Origin of the sequence: Brevundimonas sp. (assembly GCF_035626975.1) — a bacterium.
Lineage (GTDB): Bacteria > Pseudomonadota > Alphaproteobacteria > Caulobacterales > Caulobacteraceae > Brevundimonas.
Genome location: NZ_DASPMQ010000038.1, coordinates 15,006 through 30,585, shown reverse-complemented (window position 1 = coordinate 30,585; position 15,580 = coordinate 15,006). Strand labels below are relative to the sequence as shown.

The following is a 15,580-nucleotide window of genomic DNA, read 5'->3' as shown; positions in this document are numbered from 1 at the left end:
CGGAGCGTTCAGGGGCAGGTGTTCACGGTGGATCGAACCCGCAAGGTCACCAGTCGTTGCGGCCGTCGACGTGGCGGACCGGGACCGCGTCCAGATCGAAGTCGTCGAACAGCCGGGCGTTCAGGGTGATGTGCGCCGGCCGCGCCTCGCCCTCCCCCGTGGTCCAGGCGTCCGACTCGGCGAACACGGCGCAGCCGCAGACGTCGCAATGGTGGAAGGTCATCATCCGGTCCCCCCACTGGTAGGCGGTCAGCCGGTCAGGCGTCAGGCTGAACCCGACCTCGCCGGGCGCATAGTAGGCGGCGACGGTTCCGCGCTTGGTGCAGGTCGAGCAGGTGCACTGCGTGACGCTGTCGGGCGCCGGGGCGGTGAACCGTTGCGCTCCGCAATGGCAGCTTCCCCGCACCAGCGTGGTCATGCGCCCAGCTTGGCGATCAGCGCCTGCGCCGCCGCCGGATTGCGCACCTTGGCTCCGGCGATAAAGTAGGCGAACACGTCGCCCGTCTTCGCCCATTCGCGGGTCTGTTTGACGATGCCGTCCAGTTCGGCCGCGGACATGCCCGTCGGCTCGTCCTCGCGGCTCGACATCAGCCGGGCGTATTTGAAGTCCGCCGTGTCCTGATCGATGCGCGGCCACTCCGGCGCCTCGTCATCATGGCCATAGACGATCGCCGCCCCGTATTTGCGGGCGAGGTCATGGAACTGTTCGTTGTCAAACGTGCCGCTGCGGACCTCCAGCGCGTGGCGCAGCCGCACCCCGTCCTTTTCCTTCGGCAACAGCTTCAGGAAACCCTCGAAGTCGACGGGGTCGAACTTCTTGGTGGCCATGAACTGCCAGTTGATCGGCCCCAGCTTGTCGCCCAGCGCCGTCAGCCCCTGATCGAGGAACCGCTCGAGGCTCTCCTTGCCCTCGGACAGCACCTTGCGGTTGGTGCAAAACCGGCTGGCCTTGACCGCGAAGACGAAGCCGTCCGGCGTCTCGTCGCGCCACTTCATCCACGTCTCGGGCTTGAAGCCGGAATAGTAGGTGCCGTTGATCTCGATCGAGGTCAGCTTGCCGGAGGCGTACTCCAGCTCCTTCTTCTGGCTCAGCTTGTCCGGATAGAAGACGCCCCGCCACGGCTCATAGGTCCAGCCGCCGATGCCGACTCTGATGGTTCCGGTCATGCTGTCTGCTCCACGCCAATCCATTGCCCGAAGGTGACCCAGAAGCCGTTCAGGTCGCGCACGATGAACTCGCGCATGCCGTGGTAGGCGTCGTAAAGGTCCTTGATGATCTCTGTCCCGTCCGGCAAGCGGTCGCGCCATGCCCGGACGTCGTCCACGCCGACATAGAGATCCACGTCCCGGCGGTCATGCTCGGCGGGCCGACCGCCGCAGTTCAGCATCACGGCGTTCTCGCCCAGCGTCAGCTTCGCCCAGGTCGTCTCCAGGCCGTCCGAGGCGGTCTCCTCGACGGTGAAACCCAGCCGCGCATACCACGCGGCGGCGGCGTCCACGTCGGGCACATGGATCATCGGCGTGACGGTGGTCGGCATGTCCGGGCTCCCTTCGGCGGCGACCTTCGTCCCGTCGCGCCCGTCGATCAAGCCGCCCCGACCAGCATCCGGTAGGCCGCCGTGGCCTGCGCCCGGGCCGTGTCGTCGTCGAGCAAACGGCGCGAATGCCCGTAGGCCAGCACGATGCCCTTGAGCTGGAACACCAGCACCTCGAGCGTGGCGTCGTCCGCGTTCGGATTCAGCGTCCGGAACTCGCGCTTCAGCACCTTGGCCCAGCGCACCTGGCTGGCCTTCAGCGTGTCGCGCAGCGGCCCCGGCTGGTCGTCCAGCTCCATGGCCGCCGCCTTCAACGGGCAGCCGCCCGGGCGATCCTCGCCGTCGATCCAGTCCAGCTCGCCCTGGAAGATGCGGTCGAGCCGTTCGCGGCCCGCCGGCAGCGGCTCGGCCGGACGCCACACGGCCTCGGTGAAGCGCTCGATCATGGTGTCGACCACCTCGGCCTGCAGCGCCTCCTTGGACTGGAAATGCTTCAGCACCGCGCTCTTGGACACGCCCGCCGCGCTCGCGACGTCCTGCAGGCTGACGGCGGCCAGACCGCGCACGGTGACCTGGGTCATCGCCTCGTCGATCAGCCGGGCGTGGGTGGCGGCGCCTTTGGGCGGCATGCGGAGGTCTCCATAACAAAAGTGTCCGAACGGCCACTTTCTTGTTGACTCGAAGTGACCGAGCGGTCACTCATATGTGCACGGTCGGTCACTTTTACACGAACCGGCCGCAATGAACAGCCCCAGGAGGCTCCAATGCTTCTCATGACCCTGATCTCGGCGACCCTCGCCGTCGCCCAGCCCGCCCCCGTCCTCGACGCGGCCGCCACCCTCGCCGCGCCCGGCGAGGCGCGCCGCCTCGTGCTGGACGGCCATTCGTGGTCCTGCGGCCCCGAGGGCGCCTGCGTCGCCCGCGGCTCCGGCGCGTCCCAGCCCGCGCTGCGCGAATGCCGCCGTTTCGTCGCCCGCTTCGGCGCGGTGACCCGCTACGAGCGCGGCGGAATCGCCCTGACCGAAGCCGAGCTGGCCCAGTGCAATACGGCGGCGGCGCGATGAGCGACCGTCGAGCCCTGCTGACGACGATCTTCAACGGCCTGGCGGCGGGCGACGGTCGCGCCTTCCAGGCCGCGCTGTCCGAGGACATCGTCTGGCGCGTGCCGGGTTCGAGCGGCTGGTCGGGCGAGTACCGGGGCGTGGCGGACATCCGCGAACGGCTGCTGGTCCCGCTGCGCGCCCGCCTCGGGACCATCCGCAGCATCGCGGACCGCATCGTGGTCGATGGCGATCACGCGGCGGTCGAGTTCCACGGCGACAACCAGACGGTCGGGGGCCAGCGGTACGATAACCGCTACGTCTTCATGTTCCGCTTCGCCGGTGACCGGATCGTCGAGATCAACGAATACATGGACACTGCGCTGGCTGAACGCGTGCTGGGCGCGGATGGGCCGGCGGACGGTCAGTAAGCGAAATCCCGGTAGATGCGGCTGATGTCGCCCTGCCAGTCGCCGCGGTACAGTTCCAGCAGCCGGTCCGCCGGCGTGATCCCGCTGTCGGCGATGTCCTCCAGCTCCGACAGATAGCCGCGCTCGTCGACCATGCCGCCCGAGAAGCGGGCGCGGTTCTTCAGCCCGTGCTTGGCGATGTCGACCAGGTCGACGGCCACGTCTCGCACCGACCGCCCGGCCACCTCGGCCTTGAGGCCCAGCCGGGTGACGTCGCGGCGCAGGCGCTCGTGGTCGGCGATGTCCCAGTCCTTGACCAGGTCCCAGGCCGCCGCCAGCGACGGCGCGTCATACAGGATGCCCGCCCACAGCGCCGGCAGGCCGCAGATGCGGCTCCACGGTCCGCCGTCGGCGCCGCGCATCTCCAGATACGACTTCAGCCGCACCTCGGGGAACAGGGTGGTCAGGTGGTCGGCCCAGTCCTTGGCGTTGGCCCGGTCGCCCGGCAGGGCGTCCAGCCTGCCGTCCATGAAGGCCCGGAACGACTGGCCCGACAGGTCGACGTAGCGGCCCTCGCGCTTGGCGAAATACATCGGCACGTCCAGCGCGTAGTCGGCATAGGCCTCGAATCCGAACCCGTCGCGGAACACGAAATCGAGCATGCCGGTCCGGTCCGGATCGGTGTCGGTCCAGACGTTGGCGCGGGCGCTCAGGAAGCCGTTCGGCTTGCCTTCCGTGAACGGACTACAGGCGAACAGGGCCGTGGCGATCGGCTGCAGCGCCAGCGAGGTGCGGAACTTGGCCACCATGTCGGCCTCGCCGTCGAAGTCGAGGTTGGCCTGGATGGTGCAGGTGCGCAGCATCATGTCGAGGCCCAGACCGCCCCGCTTCGGCATATAGGCCCGCATGATATCGTAGCGGCCCTTGGGCATCACGGGCACGTCCTCGCGCCGCCACAGCGGGTCGAAACCGGCGCCGAGGAAGCCGAGGTTGAGCTGGTCGGCGACCTGCTTGACCTCCATCAGGTGCTGGCCGGTCTCATTGCAGATGTCGTGCACGTCCCTCAGCGGCGCGCCCGAGAGCTCGAACTGGCCACCGGGTTCGAGGCTGATCGAGGCGGTGTAGCCCTCGCTGTTCGGCCGCTCGAGGGCGATCACGTGGCCGCCCTCGTAGACCTGGGTCCAGCCGAATCGGGTCAGACCTTCCAGCATAGCCTTGATGCCGTTCGGCCCGTCGTAGTCCGGCCGCCTCAGGGTCGACCGATCGAAGCCGAACTTCTCGTGCTCGGCGCCGATGCGCCACTGGTCCTTGGGCTTGGACCCCTTCGACATGGCGCCGATCAGGTCTTCGCGGGTAAGCGGTTCGGCGTCGGCCATGCGGTGTTCCAGCCCCTCGTGTCGCCGCTAGATGGGCGGGCGGAGCGGCGGGCTCAAGGGCCATTCTGCTCCGGCGCCGATAAGGCCGCCTTGGGCTACCGCTCCCAGTCGCCCACCGCCGCCTGCCACAGCGTCAGGGCGGCGATGGCGGCGGTGTCGGCGCGCAGCACGCGCGGCCCCAGCGACACGGCGGTGGTGAAGGGCAGGGCCCGCAGCCGCTCGCGCTCCTCGGGCGAAAACCCGCCCTCGGGGCCGATCAGAACCGCCCACGGGTCTTCGCCCGCGGCCTGCAGCGCGGGACCCGCCGGCGCGCCGCCGGTCTCGTCGCAGAACATCAGCCGTCGCCCGGCCTCCCAGCCGTCCAGCAGGTCCGCCAGCTTCGCCGGCGCGTCGACCAGCGGCACATCCACCCGCCCGGTCTGTTCGGCCGCCTCGATGGCGATGGCGTCCAGCCGGTCCATCCGCACATGCTGGGTCTGGGTCCGGTGGGTGACGACCAGCCGGATGCGCCGCACGCCCAGTTCGACCGCCTTCTCGACCGCGAACTCCAGCGCGCTCTTTTTCACCACGCTGACCAGCAACTCCACGTCGGGGCCGGTGGACTGCGGTCGCACCTGTTCGTCGGCTCGCAGCACGACGCCCTTCTTGAGCACCTCGGTGATGACGCAGCGCCACTCGCCGTCGACGCCGTTGAACACCAGCAGCCCCTCCCCGATCTTCAGCCGCATGACCTGGGTCAGATAGCGCGACTGGTCGAGCGTCGGCAGGACGGCGGCGCCGGAGGCGAGGGACTGCGGGACGTGGAGGCGGATCATGATCGCCTCTGTGGGGTCACAGCGTCCGCGCGATCAAGAGCTTCATGATCTCGTTGGTCCCGCCGTAGATGCGCTGCACCCGGGCGTCCTTGTACAGCTGGGCGATCGGGTACTCGTTCATATAGCCGTAGCCGCCGTGCAGCTGCAGCATCTCGTCGATGACCTCGCCCTGGATGTCGGTGACCCAGTATTTGGCCATCGAGGCGGTGGCGGCGTCGAGCTTGCCCTGCAGGTGCAGGCCCAGGCAGTGGTCGACGAACACCTTCGCCACCGTCAGCTTGGTCTTCACCTCGGCCAGCTTGAACTGGGTGTTCTGGAAGTCGATGACCCGCTTGCCGAAGGCCTTGCGCTCCTTGACGTAGGCCAGCGTCTCCCGCAGCCCGCGCTCGGCCGCGGCCACCCCCTGGATGGCGATGTTGAGCCGTTCCTGCGGCAGCTGCTGCATCAGCTGGATGAAGCCCTGACCCTCGCCGCCGCCGATGATGTTCTCCCCGGGGACCTTCACCTCGTTGAAGAACAGCTCGGAGGTGTCGTTCCCCTCCATGCCGATCTTGTGCAGGTTGCGGCCGCGCTCGAAGCCCTCGGCGCCGTCCGTCTCGACGACGATCAGGCTGGTGCCCTTCGCCCCCTCCGACGGGTCGGTCTTGGCCACCACGATGACGAAATTGGCCAGCTGGCCGTTGGTGATGAACGTCTTCGAACCATTCAGAACATACTGGTTGCCCTGTTTGATGGCGGTGGTCTTGACCCCTTGCAGGTCGGAGCCGGCGCCCGGCTCGGTCATGGCGATCGCCCCGACCAGTTCGCCGGACTGGAGCCGCGGCAGCCAGCGCGCCTTCTGCTCCTCGGTGCCGTAGTGCCAGATGTAGGGCATGACGATCGCGTTGTGCAGCGAGATGCCGAAATGGTCCGCCCCCTTCCAGCCCAGCTGGCGCATCAGCACCACCTCGTGCCGGTAGTCCCCGCCCATGCCGCCGTCCGCCTCGGGCATCGACAGCCCCAGCAGCCCCGCCTCTCCGGACTGGGTCCACAGTTCGCGCGGCACTGACGAGTTGGCGATCCACGACTGCACCGCCTCGGGCGAGGCGTGCTCGTCGATCCACTTGCCGACGCTGTCCGCGAAGAGGGTGATCTCCTCGTCCTGCATGAACTCGGGTTCGGCGACGTTGAGGACGTTCATCATGTGACTTCGTAGCGATCTTTGGAGAGGAGCCCTCCGATGATCAGAGTCGGGATTAGCCAGGCGCCAAACAGGGCGACGCAGGAAAAGCCGACGAGATCAGCGATCGGGTCAGAAAGAGGCGCGAAGTGAATGGCCGCCTTCAGAACCAGCGCGACGGAGGCGAACGCGATGGTCGCCGCCCAGCCCAGCTGTGGGCGTCCGGTCGCTCTGGCGCGATAGTAGTTGAGCAGGCCCACCAGGACTACGACGCCGAGCGCGACTGGCGCTCCCACGCCGTCCAGAAAGGCGAGCGGAACAAGAAAGGAGATACCGGCAAGTCTGGTCCAGTACTCAATCCTGTTCACCTAGAACGCCTCCGCCGGCAGGGCCATCAGCACCTCGGCGCCTGTCTTCAGCTTGACCAGGTGCGCTCCCGCGTCGGGCAGAATGCGCTCGACGAAATACCGGCCGGTCATCAGCTTGTTGGCGTAGAACGGGTCGGTCGAGCCGGCGTCGATCTGCTTTTGCGCCGCGATGGCCATCTGCGACCAGACGTAGGCCAGCGCGGTCAGGCCGAAGATGTTCAGATAGTCGGTGCTCGCCGCCCCGGCGTTGTCCGGATTGGCCATGCCGTTCTGCATCAGCCACATCGTGGCCTCCTGCAGCTTCTTCTTGGCGTCGGTCAGGCCGTCGATGAACGGCTTGATCGGACCCTCGTGGCCATGCTCGGCCGTGAAGGCGTCGATCTCGGCGAACCAGGTCATGATGGCCCGGCCGCCGTTGGCCGGCAGCTTGCGGCCGACCAGATCCAGCGCCTGGATGCCGTTGGCGCCCTCGTAGATCATGGTGATCCGTGCATCGCGCAGATACTGGCTGGCCGGGAAATGCTCGGTGTAGCCCGAGCCGCCATGCACCTGCATCGACAGGCTGGCGGCGTGGAAGCCCTTGTCGGTCAGATAGGCCTTCAGCACCGGGGTGATCAGGCCCATGTAGTCGCGGGCCCGGGTGGCCGTCGCCTCGTCGTCCGACTTCTGCAGGTCGGCCTGCAGGGCGGTCCACAGGATGAAGGCCTGGCCGCCTTCGACGAAGGCGCGGGCCTCCATCAGCATGCGGCGCACGTCGGGGTGGACGATGATCGGATCGGCCGGGCCGTCCGGGTTCTTCGGGCCGGTGAGCGAGCGGCCCTGCAGCCGGTCCTTCGCGAACTCGGCGGCGGCCTGATAGGCGGCGGCGCCGATCGACAGGCCCTGCAGGCCGGTGCCGAGGCGGGCCTCGTTCATCATGACGAACATCGCCGCCATGCCCTTGTTCTCCTGGCCCACCAGCCAGCCTTTCGCCCCGTCATAGGCCATGACGCAGGTGGCGTTGCCGTGGATGCCCATCTTGTGCTCGAGCCCGGCGCAGCCCGCGCCCGCGTTGCGCTCGCCCACGCCGCCGTCGTCGGTGACGAAGAACTTCGGCACCACGAACAGGCTGATGCCCTTGATCCCGGCCGGCGCGCCCTCGATGCGGGCCAGCACCAGATGGATGATGTTGTCGGTGAAGTCGTGCTCGCCCGAGCTGATCCAGATCTTCTGGCCGGTGATCGAATAGCTGCCGTCGCCGTTCGGAACCGCCTTGGTGCGGATCATGCCCAGATCGGTGCCGCACTGCGGCTCGGTCAGGTTCATGGTCCCGCCCCACTCGCCCGTGGCCAGCTTGGGCAGGTAGGTGGCCTTCTGCTCAGGGCTGCCGTTGGCGTGCAGCGCCTCGTAGCAGCCGTGGGTCAGGCCGGGATACATCGAGAAGGCGGCCGAGGCGGCGGCGGTCATCTGGCCGAAGGCCATGCCGACGATCGCGGGCATGCCCTGGCCGCCGTATTCCGGATCGGACGACAGGCCGGGCCAGCCGGCGGCGACCATCTGCTGATAGGCGTCCTTCCAGCCGGTCGGGCCGGTGACCTTGCCGTTGTCGAACTTGCACCCTTCCTGGTCGCCCACCTTGTTCAGCGGGGCGATGACCTCCTCGGCGAACTTGGCGCCTTCCTCGAGGATCTGGCCGACCAGGTCCGAGGACACGTCGGCGAAGCCGGGCTGGTTGGAGTAGCGGTCGATCTCCAGCACCTCGTTCAGGATGAACGTCAGGTCGCGGACAGGCGCCTTGTAGGCCATGGAGTTACGCTCTCGCTTTGAAGGGCTGGTGGTGATTGTCCGGGTTGAGGCGCTCGCGCAGCAGCGAGGCGTATTCCTCGGCCCCGGGCAGCAGGTCGGGCCGGTGCTCGCCCAGCTTGCGCTCCATCACGGCGCAGGCTTCCTCGGCCGTCTCGATGGCGGCGTCGAGGTCCTCGCGCTGCTGTTTCAGCGCGGCGATCTGGGCCCGGTGGCGGCGCAGGGCGACGGCCATCTGGTGGGCGTTGTGATTGTCGTGGTCGTAGAGATCCAGCATCTCCTGGATCTCCTGCAGCGAGAAGCCGATGCGACGTCCGCGCAGGATCAGCTTCAGCCGGGCCCGGTCGCGGGCGTCATAGACCCGGGTCTGGCCCTTGCGGGCCGGGGTCAGCAGGCCCTTGTCCTCATAGAAGCGCAGGGCGCGCGCCGTGGCCCCGAACTCGCGGCAGAGCTGGCGGATCGAATAGGTGCGATGATCGTCGGCGGTCGCCATGCCCCACGTCATAACTTGACGTGCACGTAAAGGGAAGCCTTCAGTTCTTCGCCGGAATTGCAGGCGGCCGCCGGATCGCTCCGGCGGCCGCCCTTCCTTCAGTCCCGTCGGATCAGCGCGCCTCGCGCGCCCGGTACCACAGCACCGGCGCCGTCATGGCGATCAGCACAAGGTTGGTCACGGCCAGCCCGGCCTCGAGCCCGGCGGCGTGCAGCGCCAGCATGATCGTCTCCAGCGCCAGCAGGCCGGCGGCGGCGGTGACCAGCAGCGGACGGCCGTGCTTCCACGACACCAGCGGGGCGAGGATCAGGACGGCGAGGACGATCTCGGCGACGCCGAGACCGCGCACCATGTTTTCCGCGACCAGGGCCGGCCAGCGCATCAGATCGACGAGATTGGCCATCGGCTCGGTCAGCTTGGCGTAGCCGGCGGCGATGAAGAACATCGCCAGCCAGCCCTGCAGCGTCCAGAGCGTCAGATTGCGGTAGCTCGCGGCGAGGCGCGACCGGGCGGGGGTGAGAACCTGAGAAGTCATTTTATGTGACGCCCGGGGAGGGACGCTCGTTCTATTGGCAACAGTGGCGATGTCGGATCGACCGAGGCTGTCCGCAAGGGCGCGAATCGAGACCGTAACCATCCGTGACCGCTTTCTGCGTGAGTCCCGCGGCCAAAGCGTGGCCGTATCTATAAATCCCTGTAATGCGGCGTCCGTTTCGGGCGCCTTAAGACCGGGGCATTGCGAGCAGGGCGGGGGTGGCACGGCGACTTTCCTTGCGGAGACGGACCGGCCGGCGCCGGTGCCGCATCCCTGGCGCCACCCTGCTGCCAGCCTGCTGTCAGCAGTCGCGCAGTCCCCACGCCTCGCCGGCCTGTCGCAGCCGGGCGAGCCTGGCCTCGAACGGGGTCCAGTCGTCGCCCGCATCAATGGCGGCCCAGACCGCCTCGACCTCGTCGATCAGCATCTCTTCCGGTTCGGGCGCGGCGAACATCGGATGCTCCAGTCGCTCGGGGCGGTCCGGCTCGTGCTCGAACAGGGCGAAGCGGAAGGCGTCGAAGGCCTCGCCCTGGTACTGCCTGCCCCGGGGACCGGCCAACGCCCGCGCCGACGAGGCGAAGCCGCCGAACCAGTCGAAGAACAGCGGCTCCCAGCGCAGCGCCTCCCCGCCCTCGCGCAGCATCGCCAGCGTCGTGTCCAGCAGCCTCTGGTCGGCCGCCTCGCCGAGGCTGGCGACCCCGAGCCGGGCCAGGAAGGCGACGCGCAGCTCACGGATATAGGCCGGACCGAAGCCGTTCAGCGCGTCGGTCAGCGGCTCCGCGTCGGCGACCAGTTTGAGCGCTCCGCCCAGCTGGGTCAGGGCCCAGAACACGGCCTCCGGCTGGCGGGCGAAGGCATAGAGGCCGAACTGATCGAAATAGGCCGCCGTGAAGCCCGGCTCGTAATAGGGCAGGAAGCGCCACGGGCCGTAGTCGAAGCTCTCGCCGGTGACGTTAAGATTGTCGGTGTTGAGCACCCCGTGCACGAACCCCGCGGCGATCCAGCGGGCGGTCAGCCGGGCCGAGGCCTCGACCACGGCGCGCAGGAAGCCGGGCGTGTCTCCGGCCGCGACCGCGGGGTGGTAGAGCGACCGGGCATGCTCGACCAGGGTTTCGATCATGTCGGGGCGACCGATGTAGGCGGCGCGCTGGAAGGTTCCGAAGCGGATGTGGCTGTGCGACAGCCGGACCAGCACGGCGGACCGGGTCGGCGACGGCTCGTCGCCGCGCTGCAGTTCCTCGCCGGTCTCGATCAGCGAAAATGCGCGGCTGGTGGGCGTGCCGAGCGCCTCCAGCATCTCCGCCGCCAGCACCTCGCGTACGCCGCCCTTCAGGGTCAGCCGGCCGTCGCCGCCCCGCGACCATGGCGTCTGGCCCGAGCCCTTGGTGCCGAGGTCGAGCAGACGATGGTCCGTCGCTCTCAGTTGGGCCGCGAGGAAGCCCCGCCCGTCGCCGAGATCGGCGTTGTAGCTGCGGAACTGGTGCCCGTGATATCCCATGGCCAGCGGCCCGGGCTGGCCCGGCAGGGGCTCGAACCGGCCGAAATGGGCGATCCATTCGGCGTCGGTCAGCCTATCCAGCCCGACCGTCGCGGCCGCGCGGTCGTTGCGAAAGCGCAGCACGGTCTGCGGAAACTCCGCCGCCTGCACGGCGTCGCCATAGTCTTCTCCCAGATCGAAGAAGCGCGGCTCGGGGCGGTAGGCGGGGGACACGGGCATGGACGGCAGATGCGGTCTGCCGCCCCGAAGGGCAACCGCCGCGGTTCCTTTGCGTGACGGGTTGAACCCCCCGGCCCGGGCCGTATTGTGTCGGCAGAGATCAGGCCCGTCCGTCGTTCGCGGCGCCGCAGGGCCAGGCCGGCGCCCGTATCCGCGGCGTGAACCCGGTCCGGCGCCCGTCGATAACCGGGCGCCACGACAGACCTTTCCAGTCCGGAGGCCGCCGTGGCGCGCAAGATCACTCTCGATTTCCTCAGGACCGAGGCTGCCTCGGGCGCCGTCCTCGGCCTCGCCGCCCTCGCCGCGCTGGTCATCGCCAACTCGCCGCTGTCGGCGACCTATTTCGCCTGGCTGAAGAGCGAGCACATCCTCCAGCTCGGCCCGCTGCTGCTCGAACTGACGATCTCCGAATGGATCAAGGAGGGCCTGATGGCGGTCTTCTTCCTCGTGGTCGGGCTGGAGATCAAATACGAGATCCTGCGGGGCGAACTGAGCGATCCGAAGAAGCTGGCGACGCCGGTGCTGGCGGCGCTGGGCGGCATGGTCGCGCCGGCCCTGGTGTATCTGGCCGTGTCGGGCGCCGCCGGCGGGCCGCACGGAGGCTGGCCGATTCCGCTGGCCACGGACATCGCCTTCGCCCTGGCGGTGTTCGCCGTGGCGGCGCGCCGGCTGCCCTCGTCGCTGCGGGTGTTCCTGCTGACCCTGGCCATCGTCGACGATCTCGGAGCCATCGCCCTGATCGCCCTGCTGTTCTCGAGCGGCGTGGTCTGGCAGCCGTTGATCTGGGTCGTCGGCCTGCTGCTGGCGGGCGGTGTGGCGGCGCGTCGCTGGAAGGTCCCGGCCCCGTTCTGGGTGCTGGGTTTCGGCCTCGTCTGGTATCTGACGGTGCTGTCGGGCCTGTCGACCTCGCTGACGGCGGTGGCGTTCGCCGCCATCGTGCCCGTCAACGGCCGGCGTCGCGACGGTCAGATTCCGCTGCAGGAAGCGATGCACGACCTGCACCCCTGGGTGGCTTATCTGGTCCTGCCGCTGTTCGCCTTCGCCAAGGCGGGCGTCAGCTTCGCCGGCCTGACGCTGGAGCAGGCCTTCGCCCCGCTGGTGATCGGCGTGGCGCTCGGCCTGTTCGTGGGCAAGCAGGTCGGCGTGTTCGGGGCGGCATGGCTGGCCTCCGCGCTGAAGATCGGGCGCCGTCCCACAGGGTCGACCTGGCTTGAGCTCTACGGGGTCAGCCTGCTGTGCGGCGTCGGTTTCACCATGAGCCTGTTCATCGGCGTCCTGGCTTTCCCGGGCGCCATCGACTCGCCGCAGCAGGTCGAGGTCAAGCTGGGCGTGCTGGGCGGCTCGTTCCTGTCGGCCGTGATCGGCGCGGCGGTGCTGGCTTTTGCTGGTCGACGGCGCAAGGAATCGGTCGTGGACGCGCCGGATACTGCCCGATAGCGGGCGAATATTGACCTAACGTCATCGGTTTCTGTCGCTTTTGCGTCACAGTCAGGCTTGCGCCACGGCCGAAATGAGGCCGCTCCGGCCCCGAATGCTTGTGGCGGAGTCCGGCTTGGATTACCCCGAATGCTGGAGTTTCCGCGCTCCGCAAGAAGAGCGCGGACCAGGGATCAGGAAACGCCGCGGCAACCCGCACATCGCGGGAACCCGGCCAACGTCGGGGAACCGCCCATGCGCCTTACCAACCTTCTTCGCTGCACCGCGTCAGCCGCCGTCGTCGGCGCCGTCGCCTTCGGCTTCGCCGGGGTCGCCTCGGCCCAGGACCCCGAGGGCCCGACCACCGTCGACGACATCATCGTAACGGCCCAGAAGCGCGAGCAGAACCTGCAGGACGTGCCGATCGTGGTCACGAGCCTGTCGGAAGAGGTTCTCGAGGACGCGGGCGTCCGCGACATCAAGGATCTGCAGATCCTGACCCCCGGCATGACCGTCACCTCGACGGCGTCGGAAGCCTCGACCACCGCCCGCATCCGCGGCGTCGGCACGGTCGGCGACAACCCCGGCCTGGAAAGCTCGGTCGGCGTGGTCATCGACGGCGTCTATCGCTCGCGCAACTCGGTCGGCTTCGGCGACCTGGGCGAAATGCAGCGCATCGAGATCCTGAAGGGACCGCAGGGCACGCTGTTCGGCAAGAACACCTCGGCCGGCGTCATCAACATCATCACCGAGGCCCCGTCGTTCACGCCGGGCGTGAACCTCGAAATGACGGTCGGCAACTACGACGCCGTCGGCATCGCGGGCTCCGTGACCGGCCCGATCAACGACCAGGTCGCCTTCCGCGTCTATGCCGCCAGCCGCGTCCGCGACGGCTTCATGAACATCGACACCGGGGACGGCCCCCGGATGGAGACGGATGACGGCAACCAGGAGTTCGCGACGCTGCGCGGGCAACTGCTGATCCTGCCGAACGACAACGCCTCGATCCGCCTGATCGCCGACTATTCGGTGCGCAACGAATACTGCTGCGTCGGCACGCAGATCCGCACCGGGCCGACCTATCCCTTCATCGACGCCCTTTCCGCCGGCCCGGGCCAGCGCCCGCCGGCCCCCGGCTTCGGCATGCTGCCCTTCGACCGCACCGCCTACGCCAACCGGGCCACCGGCCAGGACGTCACGGACATGGGCCTGTCGGCCGAGGCCAATATCGACCTGACGTCGATCAACGCCACCCTGACCTCCGTCACCTCGTGGCGTGACTGGTCGTCCGAGCTGGGTCAGGACATCGACTTCACCGGCGCGGACATCGCCTACCGCGTCCAGGACGGCGACTACGGCTACGAAGTCGAGAATCTGACCCAGGAGTTCCGCCTCGCCGGCTCGACGGACAGCCTCGACTGGCTGGTCGGCCTGTTTGCGACCAAGGAAGAGATCGGCCGCACCGACAGCTGGTATTTCGGCGCCGACTACACGCCCTTCCTGTCCTTCCTGCTCAGCGCCCGACTGAATGCGGCGAACCCGGCCCTGCCGGTCAGCCCGAATACGATCGGCTGCTATACCCGCGCCGCCCAGACCGCCCCCGGATTCGGCGCCTGCCTCGGCACCGGCGGCGCCGTCGGCGGCGGCGGACCCGGCTTCACCGTCGGCCAGGGCTATGAGGACGTCTATTCGCAGACGTCGACCTCGTTCGCCCTGTTCACCAACAACACCTGGCGCCTCACGGACCGGTTCGATGTGACGCTGGGCCTGCGCTACACGATGGACGACAAGAGCCTGCACGGGCTGCAGAAGAACACCAACGGCAACGGCAACACCTGCGGCGCGGCCCTGGCCAACGCCGGCGCCATCGGCGCGGTGGTCGGCGCGGGCAACGCCGCGACCATCCTCGGCACCTTCTGCCTTCCCTGGTCGAACATCGCCTTCAACAACCGCAGGGTCCAGGAAGAGTTCGACGACAGCGAGCTCAGCGGCACGATCAAGGCGGCCTACCGCCTGAACCCGTCGGTCATGACCTACGTCTCCTACGCCCGCGGCTACAAGAGCTTCGGCTACAACCTCGACCGGGTGCAGTCGGGCATCACCCCGACCGCCTCGCTGCTGTTCCCGTCCGAAGTGGTCGACAGCTACGAGGCCGGCTTGAAGATGACGCTGCTGGATCGCTCCCTGCTGCTGAACGCCACCTACTTCGACCAGACGTTCCAGGACTTCCAGCTCAACACCTTCCTCGGCACCGCCTTCGTGGTGGAGTCGATCCCGGAACTGACCTCGCGCGGCGTCGACGCCGACTTCCTGTGGTTCTCGCCGGTCGACGGCCTGAGCTTCCAGGGCGGCGTCACCTGGACCGAGGCCGAGTACGGCGAGTTCACCGCCGCCGACCTGGCCAACCCGGGCAACTTCCCGCAGCTGTCGCTGCTGCCGGGCTCCACGGCGTCGTTCGCGCCGGAATGGTCCGCCACCCTGTCGATCAATTTCAATCGCAGCATCGGCAACGGCCTGCGCACGGGCTTCAGCCTCGCCGGCAAGTACATGACCGAGTACAACACCGGCTCGGACCTGATCCCCTTCAAGCAGCAGGACGCCTTCACCACGCTGAACGGGCGCGTCTCGCTCGGCACCGAGGATGAGCGCTGGACGGCCGAACTCTGGGTGCAGAACCTCACCGACGAGGAATACATCCAGGTCGCCTACAACGCCCCGCTGCAGGGCTCGGCGTTCCAGTCGACCGTCCAGCCGAACGGCACCTACTATAACCCGGCGCTGGACAGCCAGACCTACGACGCCTTCCTCGGCGCGCCGCGGACCTGGGGCGCCACCCTGCGCTACAAGTACTAGAACCGGCCGTCGCAAGGCGGGACGGACGGGCCGGCCGGGGGAAACCCCGGCCGGCTTCGTTCTGGGTCATGCATTTCGATC

Annotated in this window: 16 protein-coding genes; 4 read left to right on the top strand and 12 right to left on the bottom strand. The window is 68.3% G+C overall.

Annotated features, from left to right (window positions below; translation table 11 throughout):
- Positions 1-46: 46 nt before the first annotated feature.
- Genes VEB62_RS09860 through VEB62_RS09845 form a run of 4 tightly spaced genes read right to left on the bottom strand, consistent with a single transcriptional unit; the run spans position 47 to position 2,164 of the window.
- A complete protein-coding gene (locus VEB62_RS09860) occupies positions 47-418 on the bottom strand; it encodes a GFA family protein (protein ID WP_324798718.1) in 372 nt (123 codons plus the stop codon).
- Positions 415-1,167: a DUF72 domain-containing protein gene (locus VEB62_RS09855; protein WP_324798715.1), complete on the bottom strand. Its 753-nt coding sequence runs from the start codon at positions 1,165-1,167 to the stop codon at positions 415-417. Before VEB62_RS09855 ends, VEB62_RS09860 begins: the two co-directional genes overlap by 4 nt.
- Positions 1,164-1,538, bottom strand: a complete 375-nt coding sequence (locus tag VEB62_RS09850) for a VOC family protein (protein WP_324798713.1) — start codon at positions 1,536-1,538, stop codon at positions 1,164-1,166. The genes VEB62_RS09855 and VEB62_RS09850 overlap by 4 nt, the downstream gene beginning before the upstream one ends.
- A gap of 47 nt (positions 1,539-1,585) precedes the next feature.
- A complete protein-coding gene (locus VEB62_RS09845) occupies positions 1,586-2,164 on the bottom strand; it encodes a TetR/AcrR family transcriptional regulator (RefSeq protein WP_324798711.1) in 579 nt (192 codons plus the stop codon).
- A gap of 135 nt (positions 2,165-2,299) precedes the next feature.
- Between VEB62_RS09845 and VEB62_RS09840 the strand changes: the two genes are divergently transcribed.
- Positions 2,300-2,599: a CC_3452 family protein gene (locus VEB62_RS09840; RefSeq protein WP_324798709.1), complete on the top strand. Its 300-nt coding sequence runs from the start codon at positions 2,300-2,302 to the stop codon at positions 2,597-2,599.
- Positions 2,596-3,006 (top strand): nuclear transport factor 2 family protein, encoded by a 411-nt coding sequence (locus VEB62_RS09835; RefSeq protein WP_324798706.1) that lies wholly within the window; start codon positions 2,596-2,598, stop codon positions 3,004-3,006. The genes VEB62_RS09840 and VEB62_RS09835 overlap by 4 nt, the downstream gene beginning before the upstream one ends.
- Here the strand turns inward: VEB62_RS09835 and VEB62_RS09830 are convergent.
- From VEB62_RS09830 to VEB62_RS09795, 8 genes are all read right to left on the bottom strand, one after another.
- Positions 3,000-4,361, bottom strand: coding sequence for a glutamate--cysteine ligase (locus VEB62_RS09830; RefSeq protein WP_324798704.1), 1,362 nt, complete (start codon positions 4,359-4,361; stop codon positions 3,000-3,002). The genes VEB62_RS09835 and VEB62_RS09830 overlap by 7 nt on opposite strands.
- Positions 4,362-4,456: 95 nt before the next feature.
- Positions 4,457-5,176 carry a 16S rRNA (uracil(1498)-N(3))-methyltransferase gene (locus VEB62_RS09825; RefSeq protein ID WP_324798702.1) on the bottom strand — a complete coding sequence of 240 codons (720 nt, stop codon included), beginning with the start codon at positions 5,174-5,176 and terminating at the stop codon, positions 4,457-4,459.
- A 16-nt stretch (positions 5,177-5,192) separates the two neighbouring features.
- Positions 5,193-6,356: an acyl-CoA dehydrogenase family protein gene (locus VEB62_RS09820; protein WP_324798700.1), complete on the bottom strand. Its 1,164-nt coding sequence runs from the start codon at positions 6,354-6,356 to the stop codon at positions 5,193-5,195.
- Positions 6,356-6,703: a hypothetical protein gene (locus tag VEB62_RS09815; RefSeq protein WP_324798698.1), complete on the bottom strand. Its 348-nt coding sequence runs from the start codon at positions 6,701-6,703 to the stop codon at positions 6,356-6,358. Before VEB62_RS09815 ends, VEB62_RS09820 begins: the two co-directional genes overlap by 1 nt.
- A complete protein-coding gene (locus VEB62_RS09810; protein ID WP_324798696.1) occupies positions 6,704-8,488 on the bottom strand; it encodes an acyl-CoA dehydrogenase C-terminal domain-containing protein in 1,785 nt (594 codons plus the stop codon).
- Positions 8,489-8,492: 4 nt separating this feature from the next.
- On the bottom strand, positions 8,493-8,978 hold the full coding sequence (locus tag VEB62_RS09805) for a MerR family transcriptional regulator (protein WP_324798695.1): 486 nt from the start codon (positions 8,976-8,978) through the stop codon (positions 8,493-8,495).
- Positions 8,979-9,090: 112 nt separating this feature from the next.
- Positions 9,091-9,513, bottom strand: coding sequence for a DoxX family protein (locus tag VEB62_RS09800; RefSeq protein ID WP_324798692.1), 423 nt, complete (start codon positions 9,511-9,513; stop codon positions 9,091-9,093).
- 301 nt (positions 9,514-9,814) lie between these two features.
- The gene (locus VEB62_RS09795; protein WP_324798689.1) at positions 9,815-11,230 is read right to left on the bottom strand and encodes a protein adenylyltransferase SelO; all 1,416 of its coding nucleotides are present in this window, start codon (positions 11,228-11,230) and stop codon (positions 9,815-9,817) included.
- A 225-nt stretch (positions 11,231-11,455) separates the two neighbouring features.
- Here VEB62_RS09795 and nhaA point away from each other — a divergent pair, with 225 nt between their 5' ends.
- Positions 11,456-12,667, top strand: a complete 1,212-nt coding sequence (nhaA, locus tag VEB62_RS09790; protein WP_324798686.1) for a Na+/H+ antiporter NhaA — start codon at positions 11,456-11,458, stop codon at positions 12,665-12,667.
- 234 nt (positions 12,668-12,901) lie between these two features.
- Complete coding sequence (locus VEB62_RS09785; protein ID WP_324798683.1) at positions 12,902-15,499, top strand: TonB-dependent receptor; 2,598 nt, start codon at positions 12,902-12,904, stop codon at positions 15,497-15,499.
- The last annotated feature ends 81 nt before the right edge of the window (positions 15,500-15,580 follow it).